At 62.1% G+C, this 22,076-nt stretch carries 14 protein-coding genes; 4 read left to right on the plus strand and 10 right to left on the minus strand.

Annotated features, from left to right (window positions below):
• Positions 1-2,994 (minus strand): autotransporter outer membrane beta-barrel domain-containing protein (locus ACIQUS_RS23815; protein WP_403052420.1); only part of this gene is annotated, 2,994 nt, incomplete at its 3' end.
• A gap of 594 nt (positions 2,995-3,588) precedes the next feature.
• On the opposite strand from ACIQUS_RS23815, the gene ACIQUS_RS23820 reads away from it, so the two are divergent.
• Both ACIQUS_RS23820 and ACIQUS_RS23825 read left to right on the plus strand, forming a co-directional pair.
• Complete coding sequence (locus ACIQUS_RS23820; protein ID WP_403052423.1) at positions 3,589-4,449, plus strand: CAP domain-containing protein; 861 nt, start codon at positions 3,589-3,591, stop codon at positions 4,447-4,449.
• Positions 4,450-4,506: 57 nt separating this feature from the next.
• A complete protein-coding gene (locus ACIQUS_RS23825; RefSeq protein ID WP_403052426.1) occupies positions 4,507-4,749 on the plus strand; it encodes an SDR family oxidoreductase in 243 nt (80 codons plus the stop codon).
• Positions 4,750-4,768: 19 nt separating this feature from the next.
• On the opposite strand, the gene ACIQUS_RS23830 is transcribed toward ACIQUS_RS23825, so the two are convergent.
• From ACIQUS_RS23830 to ACIQUS_RS23865, 8 genes are all read right to left on the minus strand, one after another.
• Positions 4,769-7,411 carry a LuxR C-terminal-related transcriptional regulator gene (locus ACIQUS_RS23830; protein ID WP_403052429.1) on the minus strand — a complete coding sequence of 881 codons (2,643 nt, stop codon included), beginning with the start codon at positions 7,409-7,411 and terminating at the stop codon, positions 4,769-4,771.
• A gap of 12 nt (positions 7,412-7,423) precedes the next feature.
• Entirely contained in the window at positions 7,424-8,992 is a 1,569-nt protein-coding gene (locus tag ACIQUS_RS23835) for a long-chain-fatty-acid--CoA ligase (protein ID WP_403052432.1), read from the minus strand.
• Positions 8,993-9,103: 111 nt separating this feature from the next.
• Positions 9,104-10,255, minus strand: a complete 1,152-nt coding sequence (locus tag ACIQUS_RS23840; protein ID WP_403052435.1) for an acyl-CoA dehydrogenase family protein — start codon at positions 10,253-10,255, stop codon at positions 9,104-9,106.
• 18 nt (positions 10,256-10,273) lie between these two features.
• Complete coding sequence (locus ACIQUS_RS23845; RefSeq protein WP_403052438.1) at positions 10,274-11,104, minus strand: SDR family NAD(P)-dependent oxidoreductase; 831 nt, start codon at positions 11,102-11,104, stop codon at positions 10,274-10,276.
• A gap of 46 nt (positions 11,105-11,150) precedes the next feature.
• Positions 11,151-11,522, minus strand: coding sequence for a MaoC/PaaZ C-terminal domain-containing protein (locus ACIQUS_RS23850; RefSeq protein ID WP_403052441.1), 372 nt, complete (start codon positions 11,520-11,522; stop codon positions 11,151-11,153).
• 72 nt (positions 11,523-11,594) lie between these two features.
• Entirely contained in the window at positions 11,595-12,035 is a 441-nt protein-coding gene (locus ACIQUS_RS23855) for a MaoC family dehydratase N-terminal domain-containing protein (RefSeq protein WP_403052444.1), read from the minus strand.
• A 31-nt stretch (positions 12,036-12,066) separates the two neighbouring features.
• On the minus strand, positions 12,067-13,254 hold the full coding sequence (locus ACIQUS_RS23860; RefSeq protein WP_403052447.1) for a lipid-transfer protein: 1,188 nt from the start codon (positions 13,252-13,254) through the stop codon (positions 12,067-12,069).
• 147 nt (positions 13,255-13,401) lie between these two features.
• Complete coding sequence (locus tag ACIQUS_RS23865) at positions 13,402-14,529, minus strand: CaiB/BaiF CoA transferase family protein (protein WP_403052450.1); 1,128 nt, start codon at positions 14,527-14,529, stop codon at positions 13,402-13,404.
• A 214-nt stretch (positions 14,530-14,743) separates the two neighbouring features.
• Here ACIQUS_RS23865 and ACIQUS_RS23870 point away from each other — a divergent pair, with 214 nt between their 5' ends.
• Positions 14,744-17,458 carry a LuxR C-terminal-related transcriptional regulator gene (locus ACIQUS_RS23870; RefSeq protein WP_403052453.1) on the plus strand — a complete coding sequence of 905 codons (2,715 nt, stop codon included), beginning with the start codon at positions 14,744-14,746 and terminating at the stop codon, positions 17,456-17,458.
• Here ACIQUS_RS23870 and ACIQUS_RS23875 read toward each other — a convergent pair whose 3' ends face one another.
• A complete protein-coding gene (locus ACIQUS_RS23875) occupies positions 17,459-19,927 on the minus strand; it encodes a LuxR C-terminal-related transcriptional regulator (protein ID WP_403052456.1) in 2,469 nt (822 codons plus the stop codon).
• Between the two features lie 296 nt (positions 19,928-20,223).
• Here ACIQUS_RS23875 and ACIQUS_RS23880 point away from each other — a divergent pair, with 296 nt between their 5' ends.
• Complete coding sequence (locus ACIQUS_RS23880) at positions 20,224-22,056, plus strand: DUF1302 domain-containing protein (protein WP_403052459.1); 1,833 nt, start codon at positions 20,224-20,226, stop codon at positions 22,054-22,056.
• Positions 22,057-22,076: the final 20 nt, after the last annotated feature.

Raw genomic sequence — 22,076 nt, forward strand, 5'->3', positions numbered from 1 at the left:
GGCGCCTTCGTCGACCTCGAAGCGCTTGCCGATGGCGCGGGTCCAGATGCCGCCTTCGTCCTTGCCCATGCGCAGTTCGCCCAGGCGCTTGACCACCGCATTCATCTGCGCGTTCCACATGCCGGCGCTGGCGCCGTGCAGAGCTACGGCCGCATTCGCACCACTGGACAGGTTGTCCGGCGACGGGTTGAAAGGCCTGGCCGGTGGCGTTACCGGGGCCACTGGCTCAGTTGGCGGCGTCACAGGTTCCGTCGGTGGCGTCACAGGCTCGGTTGGTGGAGCTACCGGTTCGGTCGGCGGCGTCACAGGCCCAGTTGGCGGAGCTACCGGCTCCGTCGGCGGGGTCACAGGCTCGGTTGGCGGCGTTACCGGCTCCGTCGGTGGAGTCACCGGCTCGGTTGGCGGCGTTACCGGCTCCGTCGGCGGGGTCACAGGCTCCGTCACCGGCGTCGCCAGGTACCAGTCATCTCCCTGGCGCTGCAAGGTGTAGCGGAACGCACCGACATCAACATGATCACCGTACAGACCAAAGGAACCCGAACCGCCGTTGCCGTCCACCAGCATCAGCTGGGCAGCCGACACCGGTTCCTGGCCGGAGTCTTCCACCACCAGGGTGTGGGCGCCCAGGGTCTGGCCTTTCACTTGCAGCAGGTCACCCTGCGGCGTGGCCAGCGACGTACGCATGGCAAACACGCCATTACCGGAAAGATCACCGTTCACTTCCAGGGTCGAGAAACCCGCGCTGCCAGCACGAAAATCCACCACGCCATCGTTGACCAGGGCACCGACCGAAGAGTTGCCGGTCACATCCCAACGGCTGCTGCCATCGACCTTGACGTTGACCGGGTCGATGGTGCCGGTCAGACGGCTATTGTCGAGTAGGTTCAGCCAGCCCGAGCTGCTGTCACGGAAGGCGATATCACCGGTCAGGATCGAGCGCTCGACAGTGGTCGTCAGCTGGCTGCCGTTCTTGGCTTCCAACAGCAACGAGCCGCTGGTTGCCGCCAGCGCGGTGTCCTTGATAGTTAACTGGGCATCGCTAGCACCATCAGCCATGACCAAGCCACTCGCGCTTTCCAGCACGGCCTTGTCGACGATCGCGTGCATCGCGGCCGGGCCAGACAAAGTCAGGGCGGCCTTGCCGACTGCGGCGCCATGCCGGCTGTCTTCCAGCCACAGGGTGCCGCCCTTGAGTTGCAGGCCGCCGGCCAGCGAGGAGTCCTTGCTGATGCGCAACCCACCCGCCCCTTCCTTGACCACGGAACCTTCACCCATGAAGGTCAAACCAGAGTTGTACATGCCGTTCTGGCCAAGGGCGCCGGAATAGTCATACACCAGGTCGCCATCGGTAACCACGTAGGTCGAAAAAAGAGACTCCAGTTCCCCATCAATGAGGCGCGTGGTGCCGGTCAGGTGCGCCCCGGATTTAACCATCAGCACGCCACCATCGATGGTGCTGTTGTGAACGCGGTCCAGATCATTCATTGCATAAAGAGCACCACCCTTTTCGATGAGCACATTATTGGTGGTATGGGCATTGCCATCGATGTAAAAGTTACCGAGCGCATTCGTACCGGATGCCGAAGCACTGGTATAGGCAACCAGAAGTCCGCCAGCCTCCTGAGTGACATTCGTCGCACGTGAATCATCTTGTACGAAAAGCATACCGCCCGACTTCACGACGGTGCTGTCGGCGGTGGCTCCCGAGTACAGCCGCTGAATACCTGTTGCCGCTACCTCAGTGGCGAGGCTAAAGCCGTTCGCATGAACGAACTGCCGGCCATTGCCGGTTACTTTCGTGTCCTGCGTGAAACCAGTGACGTATTGAATCCCGCCGTTAACGAGCGAGGCAAAGGCCGAGCCATCAGTACCCACGTCCTGCGTAGCGCCTTTTTTCACCAGCGTGTTGTGGCTGCGACCATAGGAGTTTACGGTCTGCAGTCCGCCGGACTCGACAACGCTATCATTGCTCACGCCCATGCTGACAACCCGCTGCTCGCCCTTGACGATGCGCGTGCCATTACTGCTGCCGCCCGAGACAGACTGGAGGCCGCCATCGATCACCACATTGTTGGTTACGCCCGCAGTGACCGACTGGGTGCCGCCCTTGATCTGCGTGCCATTGGCCACCACGCCTTCGCTGGCCACGCGTTGTTCGCCGCTGATGATCGTCGTGTTGTTGTCCAGAGCGCTTTCAGAGAGATCCTGGATACCGCCATCAATGACCGTGTCATTGGACACGCCACCGCTGTTGACAAAGGTACCGCCGGCGCCAACGTGAGCGCGGTTGGTCGTGCCGCCAACCAGCAAGGTCAGGCGTCCTGTGTCATGAATGACGCTGTCGTTGGCTATGCCCCCGGCCCGTACTTCTTGCTTACCATAGTCGTAAACGTCCGAAGCGTTGGCGGTCCCACCTTTCAAGACCTGGCTGCCCCAGCCGTGCACTTTAGTGTCATTGGCTACACCACTGGCCTGGATTTCCTGATACCCGCCGTCTACATCCGTACCTTGTGCCGTGCCCAGGACGTATTGATAGCCACCACCGTAGATGGTCGTATCTTCTGCAACGCCAGGCCCAAAGACCGACTGGACACCATTGGCCTGGATGACGGTACCTGTCGAGACACCTGAAACTTCCTGGGAGCCGCCTGCGTTGATGGTTGCCGCACTCGCAGTACCTGCGACTTTTTGAGTCCCGCCATTCTTGATCGCCGCAGCATGACTACTGGCGTCCAGCTGAACACTCTCAACACCCTTGTCGTTAATAGCAGTGCCGCTTGACGACGCTCCACCTTCAAGATTCAGGATACCGCCACCATTGACAATAACGTTGGTAGCAGTCTCGCCCGCGTCCAGCGAATGATAGGTGTTGATTTCCTCATCATTCAACGATGCAGCATGAGAGATACCGCCAAACAACAACGAACTCGACGCGCACATCGTAACGGCAACCCCTTTGCCACACTTGTTAATCGCGCGAAAGATAATTGACATTACCGTGCTGCCTCGTCAAATGACAAAATTGAAATTCAGTCAACCTGAAAACATCAGCGCCTATTCAAAGAACGGCGCCGGTTTATGGACTGGAATTATTCGCTGACACGCTGGAAAATTATTGATGGTGCGCGAACATTTTTTGACATTTGATGACCGCAGCCCCTCACCCGCCACGGATCCGTAGCCGGCGACTCTCGGGACCGTCGCAAGAGCCGGGCTCGACGCGATTACGGTTGGAGAACGGCCCCAACAGCCGCCCCCTTCAATATTCGAGCCTCCACTGAATCAGAAACATAGAGACGGCAAATGCGATCTACGAACTGCATATAAACAGCACAAACCATCATGAATCTAGCGTGTTTTCATATGCCATGAGTCAGCGATGTTGCAGAGTCCTTAATTATTAAAACCAGAACCCGAGCGTGATCTACCCACGCAGACAAACAATATTTGCCATTTACGACAGGAACGGACGCATTGCTCCAACAATAAATTTGTACCCTTGCTCGTGAACCTTGTGTTGAGGACCGCAGTCTTAGCCGAGCCCTTTTATCGGCATTACCGCCCTCATCCCTTTAGAGCTATTCGCCCATGCGTCAAGCCGTCCGCTGCTCCCGCGTTGTCTCGCTCTGCCTCATTCCTCTACTCCCCTTGTTCGCCAGCCCCGTCCATGCCAGCGGGGAAAGGCAACTGGTGCAGGCCATCAACGACTACCGCGCCCAGCCCCAGCGCTGCAAGGGGCGCGTGGTTAAGGTTCCGACGCCGCTGGCGTTGAAGTCGAACCTGGCGTTGCCGATCGACTATCGCGGCGGTTTGCGGGAAAGGTTGAAGGCTGTTGGCTATCAGGCGGTGACGGTGCGGACCATCCGCCTGGTCGGCGCGCAAGATGCCGAGGAGGCCTTTGATATGCTCCAGAGCGACTACTGCGCAGCCTTGCTCGATACTCAATTTGCCGATATCGGCGTCAGTCGCGCCCGGAGCGAGTGGCGGGTAGTGCTGGCGCGACCCTTGCTCGATGCGCGGCTCGGCGATGGGCGATCCGGGAGCAAAGCGTTGCTGGCAGAGGTCAACGCAGCACGGGCGAAGCCGCGCCTGTGTGGTCGCCAGCGCTTCGGCGCGGCACGACCGTTGACCTGGAATACCGCCCTGGGGGTGGCGGCGCAGAGACACAGCCGGACGATGGCCAACGACAATTACTTTGCGCACCGTGACCCAGACGGCGATATGCCGGCAGATCGGGCGCGGGCTGCCGGCTACCGTGGCCGTCAGATCGGCGAGAATATCGCCGCCGGACAGGGCTCCCCCAGCAAGGCGATGGCAGGCTGGCTAGCCAGCCCCGGGCATTGCGCCAATCTGATGAACCCGATGTTTACCCAAGTGGGTGCTGCCTATGCCGCGAACTCGCGTAGCGATAAGGGTGTGTATTGGACGATGCTGTTCGGCGCGCCTTGAGGTCAGCGAGCAAGTCTGGAGCCACAGGTTATCGACCAACCTCAACGGTGCTGGCGCGTGGCCCGTTATGACATCCGGATCAACGCCATTGCACCGGGCTACTTAACCACCGCAATGACCGACGGTTACTTCGACAGCGAGCAGGGTCAGGCTTACCTGCGCAATGTCGTGCCAATGCGCCGCCTTGGACGCCTGCAAGAGCTTGAAGGGCCGCTTCCGCTACTGGCCAGTCAGGCGGGTGCCTATAGGTCAGGGTCGGTATTGGCGGTGGATGGCGGCCAGTGGCTGGGGAGTTGGTGAGACCACCTCCCGGTGGGCGTCATTCGCGCTGCCGACGCACCACCAGAATGGCGTCGTAACGGCTGGACACGCCAAGCTTGGAGAAGATGTTCTTCAAGTTCCACTTCACCGTCTGCAGGCTCAGGTTCAATGTCAGGGCGATGCGTTTGTTGGACATCGATTGCTCCAGCAGCTCGAGGATCTCCTGCTCCCGCCGGGTCATCAACGCGCTGGACGCGCGCGCAACCGGAGCAGGACGGATCGCCGGCGTCTTGAGCAGGCCATTGCGATAGCCCTCCAGCACCGCCCCGTCCCCCAGCTCAAGCTTGCCAAGCATCAGTTGAAACGGCTCACCTTCATCGAGCAACGTGCGCGCCAGGCCCAGCCGGTATCCGCAGGCCAACGCTGCCTGGAGCTTTTCCCGCGCTTCGGTATCACGCGTCAGGGCATGCAAGGCGAACGCCCGCAGCAGCTCGACCTGAACCCGCCAGCGTCCGCGATCGAACTCGCCCGCATAGCGATCAGCGATATCCAGCACTTGCAGCGCCGCCTCGGGTTGCCGGCGCGCCAGCGAGAGACGCGCCTTGGACAATGCCGCCAGGGCCATGATCTCGGCATCGCAAGGTGACGCCCCGCGATGGTTGCGGGCCAGCTCATCAAGCCTGCACTGCAACGTCTCGGCGTGAAACAGATCACCGCACGTCAGGGCCAGGCGCAGCTGCTCGGCAAGCATGCTGCCAGTGCCGCGATCCAGGCCCAGGTTGCAAAAATGCTCTTCCTTCTCAGCCAGGTAGTCCAGCGCGACCCGCGGCGATGCTTCCAGCGTCATCAACCGCGCATGGCAGAGTGCGGCACCGATCATCGACATCGGGGTGGAGAAACGCAGGATATCCAGGCGATTGGCCAACACCTCACGAGCTTGCCCTACACGGTCCAGCTCATAGCACGCTTGAGCCATCACCACCGCAGCGCCGCAGGCACTCACCGAGCGCCGCCCATGCGCAGCTTCAGCCTGTTCCAGCAACGGCGCGCACAGGCGTTCGGCTTCAAGCACCTTACCCTCCAGCAGGCTTATCGACGCCATGCTCAACTGTCCCATCAGCGCCATCTCGTCATCACTGCGCAGGCAGCGTGCCTCAGGCTGGCGGAACAGGCTGCGCGCCAGGGCATGCTGGCCGCGCAAGGCCAGACAGTTAAGGGTCAGGCCGATCCGCACCTGCTCCAGAAACGGCAGGTCCAGCACCTTGCCCTGCAGCGATTCCAGCAGGGTCATGCAGCGGCTGTCGTCATCGTTGTGCATGGCCAGTGATGCCTTCAGCAGCACCACCTGGACGGCCCATTGTTCCGCCAGCGGCTCACGCTCGAGTTCAGTGATCCAGGCCTGCGCCTTGTGCGTCAGTACCGTGAGCACAGCCCCCCAGATCCCCAGCAACAACAGATTGGGGTGCGCCGTCAGAACCCCACTGGGTACCTGATCCAGCCAGCGCATGAACTGGTTCAGGTGGCTGACCCGGCGCGTGGACGGCTGCATGCGTTCAAGCATTTCCACGATCAAGCCGAAGTCCTCGCACAACAGGCCGTGGCGCAATGCCTCCTGCACCAGTCCGGCGCGCTCGAACCACTGCGCCGCCCGCCGATGCAAGCAACGGACATCGCTTTGGCCGTTGTGCAGGCGCTGGCCGAGGAATTCGACAAACAACGGATGCAGCCGATACCACTGCTGGCCCGGCTGATCCACCGGCTGAATGAATAGATTGCGTTCTTCGATCAAGGCGATCAGCGCGCCAGCCTCGGGCAACCCGGTGACATGAGCGGCGAGCTCGGCGTTGAATCGCCGCAGTATCGACAGCTTTTGCAGGAACTCGAACAAATCATCCGGCAAATCAGCCATTACGTCCTGGGCCAGGTAGTCGGCCAGCGCTGTGCTGTTGCGTACCAGCAAGGTGCTTTGTACCGCCTTGCGCAGGTTGCTCTTGAGCGCGATGGCCAGCAGTTGCAGGCCGATCGGCCAGCCGTCGGTGAGTTCATGGGCGGCGTGTACCGTATCCAGGTCCATGTGCTCGTCGAGCTGTGCCCTGAGGAAGGCCAGAGACTCACGAAAATCGAAGGACAACTGTGCGCAATCCACCTCATGCACGTCCCCCTGCGCGCGCAACCGCCCCAACTGCAGGCGCGGCGCAATACGTGACGCCACCACCAGGTGAACGTCTTCTGGCAGGTGCTCGACGAGCATTTGCACCAGCCTGGTGATGCGTTCGTCGTGAGCAAGATGAAAGTCATCGAACATCAGGTAAAGATTGCCGTCACATCGCGCCAGTGCGTTGACCAGCAGCGCCGAGACCGTCTGCACCGCGCCACGCTCGGCATCGGCCAGCAGCAACAGGTCTTCGTCGACCGCAACCGCTGCATGGCGCAGCGCACCCAGCAGGCTGGTGCAGAAGGATTCGAAGTTGGCATCGTCCGCCGACAACGACAGCCAGGCCACCTGCGCACCGGCTGTGATCAAACGCTGTCGCCATTGGGCAATCAGTGTGGTTTTGCCGAACCCGGCGCTGCCGGTCACCAGCAACAGGCGACTGTTGCGCCAGTGTTGCAGTTTTTCCAGCAACTGCTCTCGCGCCACCGCCTGGGAGCCGAGACGCGGTGGTGCGAACTTGGTGGTGATCAACTGAACACGGGGCATAAATGAATCCGCTCAGCCGACATTGCGCGTGCGGTTTTCCCAGAAGGACTTACGCAGCTCGTTCTTGAGTATCTTGCCTACACCCGACAGGGGCATGGCCACGCGAAATTCGACACTGCGCGGGCACTTGTAGCCGGCAATACGCTCACGGCAATGGGCGACGAGCTGCTCGATGTCAGCATTGCCCTCGGGTTTGAGCACGACCACGGCGTGCACGGTTTCACCCCACTTGTCCGACGGGATGCCAATCACCGCGCATTGGGCCACCGCAGGATGACTGCACAGGGCATTTTCCACCTCGGCTGAGTAGATGTTTTCGCCACCGCTGACGATCATGTCTTTCAGACGATCGACGATAAAGACGAAGCCCTCATCGTCCATGTAAGCGCCATCACCGGTGTGCATCCAGCCATCTTTAAGGACTTGCGCAGTGTCTTGCGGCTTGTTCCAGTAGCCCAGCATGACGTTGGGGCCATGGACGATGATCTCGCCGACCGTACCACGTGGCACCTCGTGGCCCTGACTGTCGACGATCTTCACCTCCACGCAACTCACGGCGCGGCCCGCCGAGTACATCTTGCCGCTGACCTGGTGTTCTACGCAGTGGTACTCGGCATCAAGCATGGTGCCACCGGTGGTCAGCTCGGTCATGCCGTAACCCTGAAAAAAGCCGGCCGCCGGGAAGGCCTGGCAGGCACGATCAAGCAACGCCGGGGTAATCGGCGAGGCGCCATAAACAATATGGCGGACGCTCGCAAGTTCCAGATCGACGATGTCCGGGTTCGCCTGGCGGGCGTCCAGCATCATCTGGATCATGGTCGGCGCCAGCATCAGATCGGTGACCCCTTCATCGACAACCGTGGCCAGCGCAGCTTCGCCAGTGAATGCTGGCAGAATAACGTGCGTGCCACCACTGACCATCAGACAGTACAAGGCCGAGAAATCAGCGAGATGGAACATCGGCATGGCATGCATGAACACTGAGTTCGGGCCGAAAAAGCCCCGGGTCATCGCCGCCAGCCCGGCGAACGCCAGGTTATCGTGACTGATCATCACCCCCTTGGGGAAGCCCGTGGTACCGCCGGTGTAGAAGATCCCCAGCAACGCATTACCGCCACGCCGCACGTCTTCTACAGGTGACGCTTGGGCCAGCAGCGCTTCGTAGTTGAGCATGCCTGGCGGGGTTTCACCGTCGCCGGCATAAATGACATGACGCACGGATTCGGCCTGGCTGGCAATCAGCGCACCCAGGTCCTTGAAGGCATCATCGACGATCAGCAGGGTTGAGCCAGAATCGTTCAGGGAGTAGACGATTTCAGCGATGCTCCAGCGGGTGTTGACGGGGTTGAGCACGCCGTCGGCCCAAGGCACGCCAAGACTGTATTCGATGTAGCGTTGCGAGTTGCGCGCCAGCATGGCAATGCAGTCGTCGCGGACCATGCCCAGGCCCTTCAGGGCACCGGCCAGGCGCGCAACCCGCTCGGCAAGCTGGGCAAAGGTCAGGCTACGGCCTGATTCACGCACTGCAACGGCATCGGCACGTTGCTGCAGATGGCGGTGCAGTCCTTGGGTGATATTCATCCTAACCTCCAATCTTATTGTTGTTGTCTGAGCCTTCGGATCAAAAAGCTCAAGCCATCCCTGGCGAGCCGCGCGACACTCTCGTGGATGAGCGTTGCCCGGCCCATCCCCTTACAGAGAGCGTCCCACCAGCTCACGCTGGATTTCGTTGGCGCCGCCATAAATGCGAGCCACCCGGGCATCGGCGAACATGCGCGCAATCGGGTACTCGTTCATGTAGCCGAAACCACCGAAAAACTGCAGGCAATCGTCGATCACTTCACCCTGACGATCGGTCAGCCAGAACTTGCCCATCGAGGCCAGCGTAGTATCCAGGGTGCCCTCTACCCAGCGCTGCACAATCAGATCGGCGAACAGCCGTGAGGCGAGCACCGTGGCCTTGACTTCGGCCAGGGTGAAGCGGGTGTTCTGGAAGTCCAGGATCGATTTGCCAAAGGCCTTGCGTTCGCGGGTGTACTCCACCGTTAGCGCCAGCGCACGTTCGAGCGAAGCGGCGGCCTGGATCGAAATCTCGGCGCGCTCATAGGGCAATTGTTGCATCAACTGGACGAAGCCCTGGCCTTCGACGCCGCCCAGCAGGCAATCAGCCGGCACTTCGCAGTCCTGGAAGAACATTTCCGAGGTGTCCTGGCCTGGCAGGCCGATCTTGTCCAGGCACTTGCCGCGCTGAAAGCCCGGGGTATTGGTGTCGACGATGAACAACGAGATGCCGCGCGAACCCTTGGCTTCCAGGTCGGTCTTGGCGATAACGATCACCATATCGCTGTTCTGACCGTTGCTGATAAAGGTCTTCGAACCGCTGATCAGGTACTTGTCACCATGCTTCACTGCTCGGGTACGCACGCCTTGCAGGTCGGAGCCGGTACCTGGCTCAGTCATGGCAATCGAACAGATGCACGCACCCGAGGCGATCCTCGGCAGCCAATGGCGTTTCTGCGCCTCGGTGCCACTGGCCAGAATGTAGTGGCCAACAATGTGGTTGATGCTCAGGGCGATACTCATCGCACCGGCATAGGTCAGTTCTTCCATGGCCACCGCGTAGTGGGCCGGGGTGCCGTCGGCGCCGCCGTACTCGGACGGCATGTCCGGCAGGATCATGCCCATTTCGCCACAGGCAAGCCAGGCGCTGCGGTCGGAGCGATGCTGTTGGCGCCACTTGTCTTCGTGCGGTAGCAGTTGCTCGCGGACGAAACGGCGGATGCTGTCGCGGAAGGCCACCAGGTCGGCGTCTTCCCAAGGGGATACGTAGTTCTCTACACGCATGATGCGCTCCTTATCAGGTCAGACGTTGCCGAAGCCGCCGCCGCACACCAGTACCTGGCCGGAGACGAAATTGGATTCAGGAATGCAGAACAGGTAAACCGAACCGGCGGCCTCGTCCGGGGTGCCCGGACGGCCCAGCGGGCACAGCTGGTTGCTGGCAGCAATCGCAGCGGGCTGGATACCAACCTTGATCTCGCGGCCTTCGATGCTTACGGTTTTGCTGGCATCACCGGCCAGGGCTTGGGTCATGCGCGTGTCGATATGGCCGAAGGCCACGGCGTTGACGTTGACGTTGTAGCGCCCCCACTCCTTGGACAAGGACTTGGTCATGCCGAGGATGCCGGCCTTGGCCGAGGAATAGTTGGCCTGCCCAGCGTTGCCACCGGCGGCAATCGAGGAAATGTTGACCACTTTGCGATTGACCACACGACCTTCTGCGGCTTCCTGTTTGGCCAGCGCGCTGATGATCGGCTGGGCGGCGCGCAGGATGCGGAACGGCGCGGTCAGGTGACAGTCGATGATGGCGTACCACTGCTCATCGCTCATCTTCTGGATCACGTTGTCCCAGGTGTAACCGGCATTGTTGACGATGATGTCGATGCCGCCAAAGTTGTCGACTGCGGCCTTGACGAAGCGCTCGGCGAAATCGACAGCGGTGACACTGCCTACGCAGGCCACGGCTTCGCCGCCAGCGTCACGGATCTGGGCCACCACTTCTTCAGCAGGTCCGGCATCCAGGTCATTGATCACGATACGGGCGCCATCAGCCGCCAGTTTCAGCGCGACGCTGCGACCGATGCCACGACCGGAACCGGTGACCAGGGCGACTTTGCCTTCAAGTTTTTTCATTGTTATTGCCTTCTAATAAAGTCGGGTTGTCAGTGCGTAAGGAGCGTCAGGCCAGGGCCACGACCGCCTCGCCAACCACCTTGGCTTCGCCATACTGGTTGGCGCACTGGATCTGCAGGCGTACGCGCCTTTCGCCGTCGGCCTCGAATTTTTCGGTGATGCGCCCGCTCAGGTGCGGGATGTGGCCGATCTGGGTGATGCCGACAAAGCGCATCGACAGCGCGCGGATCTGCGTCTGTGGCACCCAGCCGGTCAGCAACCGGCCCAGGTAAGCAGCCGAGAGCATGCCGTGGGCGAACACGTCCGGAACGCGGGCCTTGCGGGCAAAATCGATGTCGATATGGATCTGGTTATGGTCACCGGACGCGCCGGCATACAGCGCCAGCGTGGTGCGATCGACCGGGCGCAGCTTGAGCAACGGCAGCTCGGTACCGACCTGGACGTCGCTGTACTGCGGGCTGTAGGTTCGTGAGTGAGTGATGGCTGTACCTCAGCGCTGCACCAGCGAAGAACGAAGGTCGGCGATGTGTTCGCCGTCCTGATTGGTGATACGGGTTTGCTGGACCACGAACTGCAGGGCCCCGCCCTTCTTTTCGTAGACATCGACGATGCGCGTATCGAAGGTCAGCACATCGCCCGCAAAGGCCATACGGTGGTAGCTGAACGCCTGCTCGGCATGCAGGATGCGCCCAAGGTCAAAGCCCAAGATGTCCTCGACGATCGCTTGCGGATTGCGCCCCTCGCTTTCCAGACACATCAAGAAGGTCGGTGGCACCGGCAGGGCCGGATAACCTGCCGCCTTGGCGGCTTCTTCATCGGTATATAGCGGGTCGGTCTCGCCAATAGCCTTGGCGAAGAAGCGCAAACGACCTTTTTCCACCGCACTGGTGGTGATACCAATGGAACGTCCGATCAGACTTTTGTCTGCCATTTCGATTGATTCCTGAAGGTTGACGGGGCGATCAGCCGCGACCGTAGAGGGTCACGACACCCGCACCACCCAGGCCGAGGTTGTGCTGCAGCGCATGCTGCAGGCCTTCGACCTGGCGGGCCTGGGCGGTACCGCGCAGTTGGTGGGTCAGCTCGTAGCATTGCGCCAGACCGGTGGCACCCAGTGGGTGACCTTTGGACAGCAGGCCGCCGGACGGATTGACCACCACTTGCCCGCCATAGGTGTTGTCGCCATCAAGCACAAACTGCTCGCCGCCGCCGACCGGGCAGAAACCCAGGCTTTCATAGGTCAGCAGCTCGTTGTGGGCAAAGCAGTCGTGCAGCTCGCAAACGCGAATGTCTTCAGGGCCGACGCCGGCCTTGTCGTACACCTGCCAGGCGGCCGAGCGGGTCATGCCGGAACCCACGATCTCGATCATCGAGGGTGGTTGAAACGCATCAGGCGTATCGGTGGTCATGGCCTGGGCCAGGATCGACACATCCATGCGCAGGCCATGGCGTTTGGCAAAGCGTTCGGACACGATGATTGCGGCAGCGCCACCGCAGGTCGGCGGGCAGGCCATCAGACGAGTCATCACGCCGTCCCAAACAACCTGGTCGGCCATCACCTCCTCGGTGCTGACGACTTTCTTGAACACTGCCAGCGGGTTGTTGGCCGCATGACGGCTGGCCTTGGCGCGGATCGCCGCAAAGGTTTCCATTTTGGTGCCATATTTTTCCATGTGCTCGCGGCCAGCGCCGCCGAAGAACATCAAGGCACCCGGCATGCCGATACCTTCCGGGAACACCTGGGCGGCACTGTCAAAACCCTTGCCCATGGTCAGCGGACGATCGGTCCAGAAATTCTTCAGCGCACCGGGCTGCATCTGCTCGAAGCCAAACGCCAGCGCACAATCGACAGCGCCGCTTTCCACTGCCTGGCGCGCCATGAACAGTGCGGTAGAGCCGCTGGCGCAGTTGTTGTTGACGTTGATCACCGCAATACCGGTCATGCCGACTTCATACAGTGCCGACTGGCCACAGGTGGAGTCGCCGTAGACATAGCCGGCATAGGCCTGCTGCAGCAGCTCATACCCGATACCGGCGTCCTGCAGCGCCTGACGTACAGCCTGGGCGCCCATCTCGATATAGCTGGCGCTGGCACCAGGCTTGGCGAACGGGATCATGCCGACACCGGCAACATAGGTTTTCTGGGACATCTGTTTCTCCGCGGTCAGTGGACTGGGCTGGCACACCGGTCGCTCCGGGGCCCTTTCTTCATGGTTGCGCAACGCTTTTGAGCTGTATCCCGCCCCCCGGGAGTAGAAAGGGGTGGGATTGGAGTGGGGTCACCCCACTCTTTTTGCTCAGGCAATCGTGCCTGCCTTGCGCAGCCCAGCAATCGCTGCTTCGTCCAGACCCAGCTCACCAAGAATCTGCACACTGTGCTGGCCGTTGCACACTTTCTCGCCGGCCTGCGCCGGGGTGCGGCTCAAGCGCGGAGCCGGGGCCGGATGAACGACGCCAGCGCTGTGCATGAAAGTGCCGCGTGCCTGGTTATGGGCATAGGCCGATGCCTCGCTGAAGTCGAGCACCGGGGCAAAACAGGCCTCGGTACCTTCCAGCAACTCACACCACTGGTCGCGGGTGCGGCTGCGAAACAGCGCTTCAAACTTCTCGCGTTGCGCCGGCCACAGGCATCGGTCCCACTGCGCCTTGAACAGCGGGTCGTCGATCTGGCACAGCTGCAGCAAGCGTTGGTAGAACTGCGGCTCGATGGCGCCGATCGAAATGAAGCGGCCATCGGCGCAGGTGTAGCAGCCATAGAACGGTGCCCCACCGTCGAAGATGTTTTCCCCGCGCCCGGTCCATTGACCGCGCTGCTTGAGCTCGTAGTACAGGGTGCTGAGCAGCGCCGCGCCATCGCTGATGGCGGCATCCACCACCTGCCCCTTGCCCGATTGACGCGCCTCAAACAGCGCACACACCACGCCGAACGCAAGAAACATCGCGCCACCGCCCATGTCGCCGGCCAGGTGCAACGGCGGCGTCGGCTCCCGGTCGGCATGCCCCATGGCATGCAGGGCACCGGTAATCGCCAGATAGTTGAGGTCGTGGCCGGCGCTCTGCGCCAGCGGTCCGCTCTGGCCCCAGCCGGTCATGCGCCCGTAGACCAGCCTGGGGTTGCGTGCCAGACAGACATCGGGCCCGAGCCCCAGACGCTCCATGACCCCCGGCCGGAAGCCTTCGATCAGCACGTCAGCGTCGTCGATCAGCTGCAACAGCACCTCGGTTGCCCCTGGCTTGCGCGGGTCGATCGCCAGGCTGCGGCGGCCACGGCCAATGACACTGTCATCACCATTGAGGAACCCTGACTGTTGCCGGTCGATGCGGATCACCTGCGCGCCCATGTCGGCAAGCAACATGGTGGCAAAGGGCGCCGGCCCGATTGCATTCATTTCGATGACCTTTACCCCAGTCAGTGCTCCTGCCATGGTTCTGCTCTCTGATGGTGAGTGGCATTGACGTCAGCAGCGCGAAGGCTTGCGACCGGCAACAGGCTAGCCAGACCGCCTGGGCTTACCTATCGCTCGAAAGAGTGAAGTTCGCACCGCGTTTTTTCCCCGACGCGCGTAGCCGTGGCATTATCGGCACACAGAACAATCAGAGGCCGCTAGTCACCAGCGGCCCACATGGCCAGAGAGACCCATGCCCGATCGCCAGGATCTTATCGCCCGCCTGAGCCTTGTAACGGGCGGCAATGCGCCCGCAGACGCACAGCCGGAGCCGGCCTTCTACCCTATCCGTGCAGAAAAATTCGCCCCGCCGGGCACCACTGCCAGACTGCTGTCCCGTGACCCTCTACTGCAAAGCATCGACCCACCCGGCGATATCCGCCTGATCCTGATCCGCGCCGCCGCAGGCTTCGGCAAAACCACCGTGTTGCGTCAACTGCGCGAGCGCTGCCTGGCCAATGGCCAAGGCGTGCTCTGGCTCAATCTCGACCGCGCCGATAACGACCCCAGGCGCCTGGCCGCTCATCTGCACGCCGGGTTGCAGGCCCTGGATGGCCAGTCAGTTGCCGATCCACTGGCCACCCCTCAGTCGCTTTTGCAACAACTGGGAAGGCTACAGCCGGGCTTCACGGTGGTGCTGGATGACTTCGAAGCACTCGATACCCCTCAGGCCCTGGCCTTTATCCAACAGTTGCTGGCCGCACTGGCGCCTGGCGCCCGCCTGGCCATCGCCTCGCGCGTCAACCCCGAGCTGGGGCTTGGCCGCCTGCGCATGCAGGGGCAGGTGCTGGACATTGACACCGATGCCCTGCGTTTACGCCTGGAGCAAACCCAGGCGTACCTGCGTGACCACTGCCAGTTGCCGATCACTGACGAACAGGTGGCGCGGCTGCAGGACATCACCGAAGGCTGGATCACCGGTTTGTTCCTGGCCACCCTGTCGTTCAACGGCCGCAGCACCCTGGCCGATGGTGTCGGTTCGTTTTCCGGCAACAACCAGGAACTGGCCGAGTACCTGACCGAAGACATCCTCGCCCGGCAGAGCGATGAGATCCGCCTTTTCCTGCTGCAGACCAGCATTCTCGACCGCTTCTGCGCGCCGCTGTGCGATGCCCTCACCCAGCGCCGCGACAGCGCCGGTCTGATCGAACAGTTGCTGCGCGCCAACCTGTTCATCCAGCCAACCGACCCTCAACAACAGTGGTTTCGCTACCACCGCCTGTTCAGCGGGTTCCTGCGCAACGCCTTGGCCCGTCAACTGCCGGGGCACGTCGAAGGACTGCATCGCGCAGCCTCTGGCTGGTACCTCACGCACAAACACCCGGCGGCGGCTATCGAGCACCTGATGCGCGCCAACGCCATCGACCAGGCGGCGCCACTGCTGGAACGGCACCTGGACGACCTGGTCGATGCCGGGCGCCTGCGCCTGATGTTGCGCTGGCTAGAACAGATGCCCGCTGACGCATTGCAAGGGCGGCCGCGATTGGCCCTCACCCACGCCTGGCTGCTGGTGCTCGACCGACGCTACCGGGATGCCATGCAGGTGATCGAACGCAATCCGGTCAGCCTGGAAACCGATACCATCCGCTGCCTGCTGCTGGCATTTACCGACCGGCTGGAGGCGGCGGTGAGTGCCGCACAAGCCCAGCTCGCCCGCCTGTCACCCAGTGACAACCTGCAATATGGGATGGTGGCCACGCCTCTGGCGTTCTGCATGATTGCCACCGGCCGCTATGACGATGCCCGCAAACTGCTGATCGACATGGCTCGCCAGGCACCTCAGGAACGCTCCGCCCTGGTGGATGGCATCGCGGTCTATATTGAAAGCGCGCTGGAGCTGACCCTGGGCCATCGCCATGCCGCCCTCGCCCGGCTTGAGGCTGCCAGCGGCGTACAGGCCGCAGTCCTGGAAGGGCGATGGGTAGGTGCCAAGGCGACGCTGGACATCCTCCATGCGCTGGTGCTGTACGAAGGCGATGAGCTGACGCAAGCCTGGACCTTGCTCAACCAGATCCCCCAGCATGCCCTCGATCTCGGCGGCCCCGATGCCCTTATCGCCCACCGCGTGGTGCTGGCACGTATCGCCTTGCAGCACGGCAACCGTGAGGCCTGGCTACGTCACCTGGCCGATCTTGAACAGTTGGGACGGCGCAGCGGCTCCTTGCGCATCCTCTGCGCGGCCTGGCTTGAGCGGGCCCGCGTTGCCACCCTCGAAGGCCGTCTGGATGTCGCTGCGCAGTCACTCTCGTCGGCACAGCTTGCCGGTGAGTGGGACCGCCCCGAAGTACTGACCTTCGCCTGTGATACCGATACACCTTTTATTGCCCGCCAGCGCCTGAGCATTGCCCGCGGCGACTGTGAGTCGGCCGCAGGCGAGTTGCGTACCCGCATCGAACTTGCCGAAAGTCGCCAGCAGCGGCGCCGGACACTCAAACTGCGCTTGTTACTGGCCATGGCCCTGGCGGGAAAAGGCCGGCAGAAACTGGCGCTGGAGGCACTGACACCCGCGTTGCGCCATGCCAGCCAGGAAGGTTTCCTGCGCACGTTCCTCGAGGAAGGCCCGGCACTGGTCAAGCTGTTGGAGCGCTGGGCGGTGACCTACCAGGCGTCGTCCAGCAACCTGGGCATTGCCCCGGAATTTCTCGCCGACTTGCTGCAACGCAGCGGTGCCCGGAAAGAACCGGCTGAAGGCAGCGAGTCAGCGCAGAGCGACCTGCAACTGACCGCGCGCGAGTTGCAGGTGATTCGTTTGCTGGCCGCCGGTCACCGCAACCGTGCAATCGCCGAACAGATGCACTTGTCCGAACACACGGTCAAGACGCACTTGCGCAACATCAGCGCCAAGCTCGACGCCCAGGGCCGCACCGAAGCCATTGCCATCGCCCGCGCCCGTGGCCTGCTCGACTGATCAGGCGAGCATCCCCAGGGATTGGGCACGCATCACCGCCTGGGTACGCCGCTTGACCCCCAGCTTATGGTTGATCTTTACCGTATGCGCCTTGACGGTATTCAGGGAGATGAACAGCCGCTCACTGATTTCCTGGTTGGACAGCCCGCGGGCCACCAACTGCAGCACCGAAAACTCCCGCGACGTGAGCCCGTCGCGGGCGCCCGGCCCCGACGGCGTCGCCGCACAGCCCAGGTTGCGCCAGTCGGCCAGAAGGCTGGTACGCACCAAGGCCGGAGGCTCATCCACACAGGCCGCACCGCCATGTTTGGCGATCTGAGCCAGCGCAACCCGCGCTTCCGCCAGCAGGCCACGGAAACTCAGGCGCTCACACGCCGCGAGCAGGGCCTGCAAGCGCTTGGCGGCATGATCCGGCTTGCCAGTCCCAAGCTCGGCAAGGGCGAGCATCAGTTGCAGGCGTTGCGGCAAAGACGGCGCATGCAGCGGTGGCAGGCGCCCGATGTCGGCGCTGATTGCATTGCGTGCCAACGGCAATATTGCCTCCCAGTCCTTCTGGCGGACCAGCAGGCGCATCTGCTGATAGTCGACAAGCCCCTTGTAGCACGCTTCGCTGACCCGGCAGCGCTGCATGTGCCGCTCGGCGTTGCGCAAGTGCTGCTGCGCCTGCCACCACTCGCCCTTGCACGAGGCCACTTCCGACAGACCGATCAGCGCATGCAGCACATAGGGGTCACTACTGTCGGTGCCACGCTCAAGGCCCGCGCGCAAAGCACTTTCGCCCGCCTGCAAGTCGCCCCGCAGCAGACACAGCTCGCCGCGCAGCAACAACAGACGACTGAGTAGCAGATCATGACTGCCCCCATCGACCGCAACCAGCGCCAGGCACTCCTGCAATACCGATTCGGCCAACGCCAGCTCATCGTTGAGAATCAATTGCCGAATGCGATCAGCGTTGATCAGTACTTCACTGGCAATACACCGGTGGCGGCGTGCCAGTTGCAGGGACGAATCCAGCAACTGGCGGGCCTGCTCCGGTTCGCCCGCAGCCATGGAGACCCGGGCCAGGGTCGAGTAACACAAAAACGACGACGGCCAGTCACGCAACTCCAGATGCTGCAAGGCCGACTCACAGTGCTCACGTGCGCTGTCGGCATCTCCGCTCAAACCGCAAAGTGTGCCCTGCAGCGCCTGCCAGTTGGCCAACAGGCGACTATTGTTGCGCGCCTTGGGCTGCGGAACTGCCCATGCCAGCCTGGCAATATGCGTCTGGGCATCGTCCAGTCGCCAGCTGCTAAGCAGCGCCCTGACGTTCAGGTAGATCAGGTTCGGCGAGCTTTCCAGCGTCCGCACGGGCAGGCGTGTCAGCCAATTGAGCCAGGTGTGCAAGTGGCGCTCGCTGAACATCCAGTCCAGTGTCAGGCGCTCCATCAGACTGGCCGCCATTTCCGGCTGTTGGGTGGACAACGCCAGCTCGATGGCTTCGTCAATGAAGCCGTCTTCGCACAACAGCCGGCAGGCATCCAGGCGCAAGCGATTGAGTTCTGCCACGGCAAGCTCCCCTTGCAACGCCAGCGCCACCGCGGGCAACAATCGATGCCATTGCCCATCTGCGCCCAGCGGCTGGAAGAAAGACTCGGACTGCAATAGACCTCGCAACAGCGTGCCAGCATCGCGTTCCGGCCACAGCCGTGCGCAGAACGCGATCGACACCCGTGGCAGGTAAGCAGCGCTCAATAACAGCTGGCGCTGGTCTTCGGACAAAAACGCCAGCAACTCACCCCCCAGATACTCGCGCATCCAGGTTCCCCCAGCCCGCTCATTGCGACCGCCTGCGCCCAACAACAGGCGCACCCCTGCGCACCACCCCTGGGTCTGTAGCCACAAGTGGGCAAGGCTGGAGGGGCCGGCCAGGGGGTCAAGACGCTCGGCCAGTGTTTCAAGCTCTTCGCCATTGAACGCCAGCTGCCCGGCGCCAAGCTCCAGCAGTTCACCTTCCAACAGCAAACGCGCCAGCTTCCAGGCTGGCCGTTGCCGGCAACTGACCCACAGCTGCACTGGTGCCTGGGAACGTAGCAGGCGGTCAATCCAGGTGTTGAGTTCGCCACAGGCATCGGCCGGAAAATCGTCGAAGGCAACCCACCAGCTCACCTTGCTGCTTTCCAGCAGGGCGAGCAGTGCATCGCCGCCTGCGGCGGCTTTCGGGTCCAGGCCAAGGCCATCGGCCAGGCGTTGGCAGAATTGGGCAAAGGTCGGCGTGTGCCCGCCCAGGTCCAGCCACAGGCACCGGGCCCCGGCGTCCAGGCGACGCATGCAATCGTTGAGCAGCACCGTCTTGCCATAGCCCGCCGGCGCACAGAGCAGACGCAGGCGATAGGTACGTTCAAGCAACCGATCCTCAAGCCGCTCACGCTGAAGGTGTGCCGAAGGGGGCCTGGGCAAGGCCGCCATTGCTGAAGGGAGCTGGGACACGGCGCCTCCTGAAGTCGCTCAAGGTCAGCGTCATATTCGCGCGCGAGGTGAAAATGCCCTATCCACCAATCGAGGTATTTTCAGTGTGCGGCCTCACTCGGTGGGAGCGGGCTTGCCCCGCGATGCGATGTGTCTGTGAGATCGCAATCGCGGGGCAAGCCCGCTCCCACCGGGTAACCTCCACCGGCATCTAATGCTTTCGGGTAATACGCAGAAATATCCAATCAGGCAATACACCACCCAGGTTCGCCCCCCCTAGGATGCCAGCGCTACATCATCCGAACCTGGAGAACCGCATGACAACAACAAAAAAGCGCGGAGTGTTTCAGCCAAGTCTGCTGGCTGCTGCAGTCGCCATCGGCGCAAGCCATCCGGCCTGTGCCGTTGACTTCAACATCGGGGAAATCGAGGGCCAGTTCGACTCATCCTTGTCGATCGGTGCCAGTTGGGCAGTGCGCGGTGCCGACCCGTCGCTGATTTCCAATTTCAATTCAATGGGCAAGCGCGGCACGTCGTCTTCACGCACCGTCGACGACAATCGCCTCAACTTCAAGAAAGGTGAAACATTTTCGAAGATCTTCAAAGGCGTCCATGACCTGGAGCTCAAATACGGCGACAGTGGCGTCTTCGTACGCGGCAAATACTGGTACGACTTTGAACTCAAAGACGAACACCGGTTGTTCTACGACATCGATGACAGCGGCCGCGACGACCTGGCCAAAGCCTCGGGCGCCGAATTCCTCGACGCCTTCGTCTACCACAACTACACCCTTGGCGAGCTGCAGGGTAACGCGCGCCTGGGCAAACAGGTGGTGAGCTGGGGCGAAAGCACCTTCATCGGTAACTCGATCAACAGCATCAACCCCATTGACGTTGCCGCACTGCGTCGTCCGGGGGCCGAGATCAAGGAAGGCCTGATCCCGGTGAACATGCTGTATGTCTCCCAGGGGCTTTCCGAGAACCTGACCGCCGAAGCGTTCTATCAGCTGGAGTGGGACAACTCGGTGGTGGACAACTGCGGCACCTTCTTCGGCAACGATGGCGTGGCCCAGGGCTGCAACGACCGTCTGGTGGTGGCCGGCCTGGACCTGCCGCCCGGCGTCTCCGACAACCGCGGCGCCCCGGACGCCAACAGCAACGTCTACATTCCGCGTCTTCAGGACAATGATCCGCGCGACAGCGGCCAGTTCGGCATTGCGTTGCGCTGGTACCTGCCCGAGCTGCATGACACCGAGTTCGGCGCGTATGCCATGAACTACCATAGCCGCAACCCCTTCCTGAGCACCGTGCGCACCACAGGTGCCGGCACACCGCCCAGCGCCCTGAACGTGCCGCGCAACGCGCACTACTTGATCGATTACCCCGAGGACATCCGCCTCTACGGCCTGAGCTTCCAGACCACCTTGAGTGGTATCTCGCTGGGCGGTGAAGTCAGCTACCGGCCGAATATGCCGCTACAGCTCAACACCGCCGACCTGCTCACCGGTACGCTCAACAGCGCCAGCTCGCCATTGATCACCAGCGGCTTTATTGCCCCGACGTCAGCGGCGGTGGCCGGCAGCGATATCAATGGCTACAAGCGCATGCCCGTGCTCCAGGCGCAAGTCACCGCCACCCAGTTCATCGACCAGGTCATGGGCGCCAGCCGCCTGACCCTGATCGGTGAAGTCGGCTACAACCACATCAACGGTCTGAGCGACAGCGACGGTAGCGACCTGCGCTTTGGCCGTAGCCCCGCTTATGGCTCCGGCATCCTGCCCGGTGCAGCCGGCCTTGCAACCTGCATCGGCACCGACGCCGGAACCCCGACCGCGAGCAATCCGGCCCAACAATGCAACGACAAGGGCTTCTACACCAGCAGTTCCTGGGGCTACCGCGTTCGCGCCAAGCTCGACTACCCCAACGTGTTCGCCGGTATCAACCTGTCGCCCAACCTGGCCTGGTCCCACGATGTCGACGGTTACGGGCCGAACTTCGAGGAAGGTAACAAGGCCATCAGCATCGGCCTGGATGCCGACTACCTCAATACCTACACCACCAGCCTCAGCTACACCGACTTCTTCGGTGGCGACTTCAACACCAACGTCGACCGCGACTATGTAGCGCTCAGCGTTGGCCTGAATTTCTGATGCAAGACCGGAGGAACACA

It is taken from the genome of Pseudomonas sp. NPDC090755, assembly GCF_044769005.1.
Lineage (GTDB): Bacteria > Pseudomonadota > Gammaproteobacteria > Pseudomonadales > Pseudomonadaceae > Aquipseudomonas.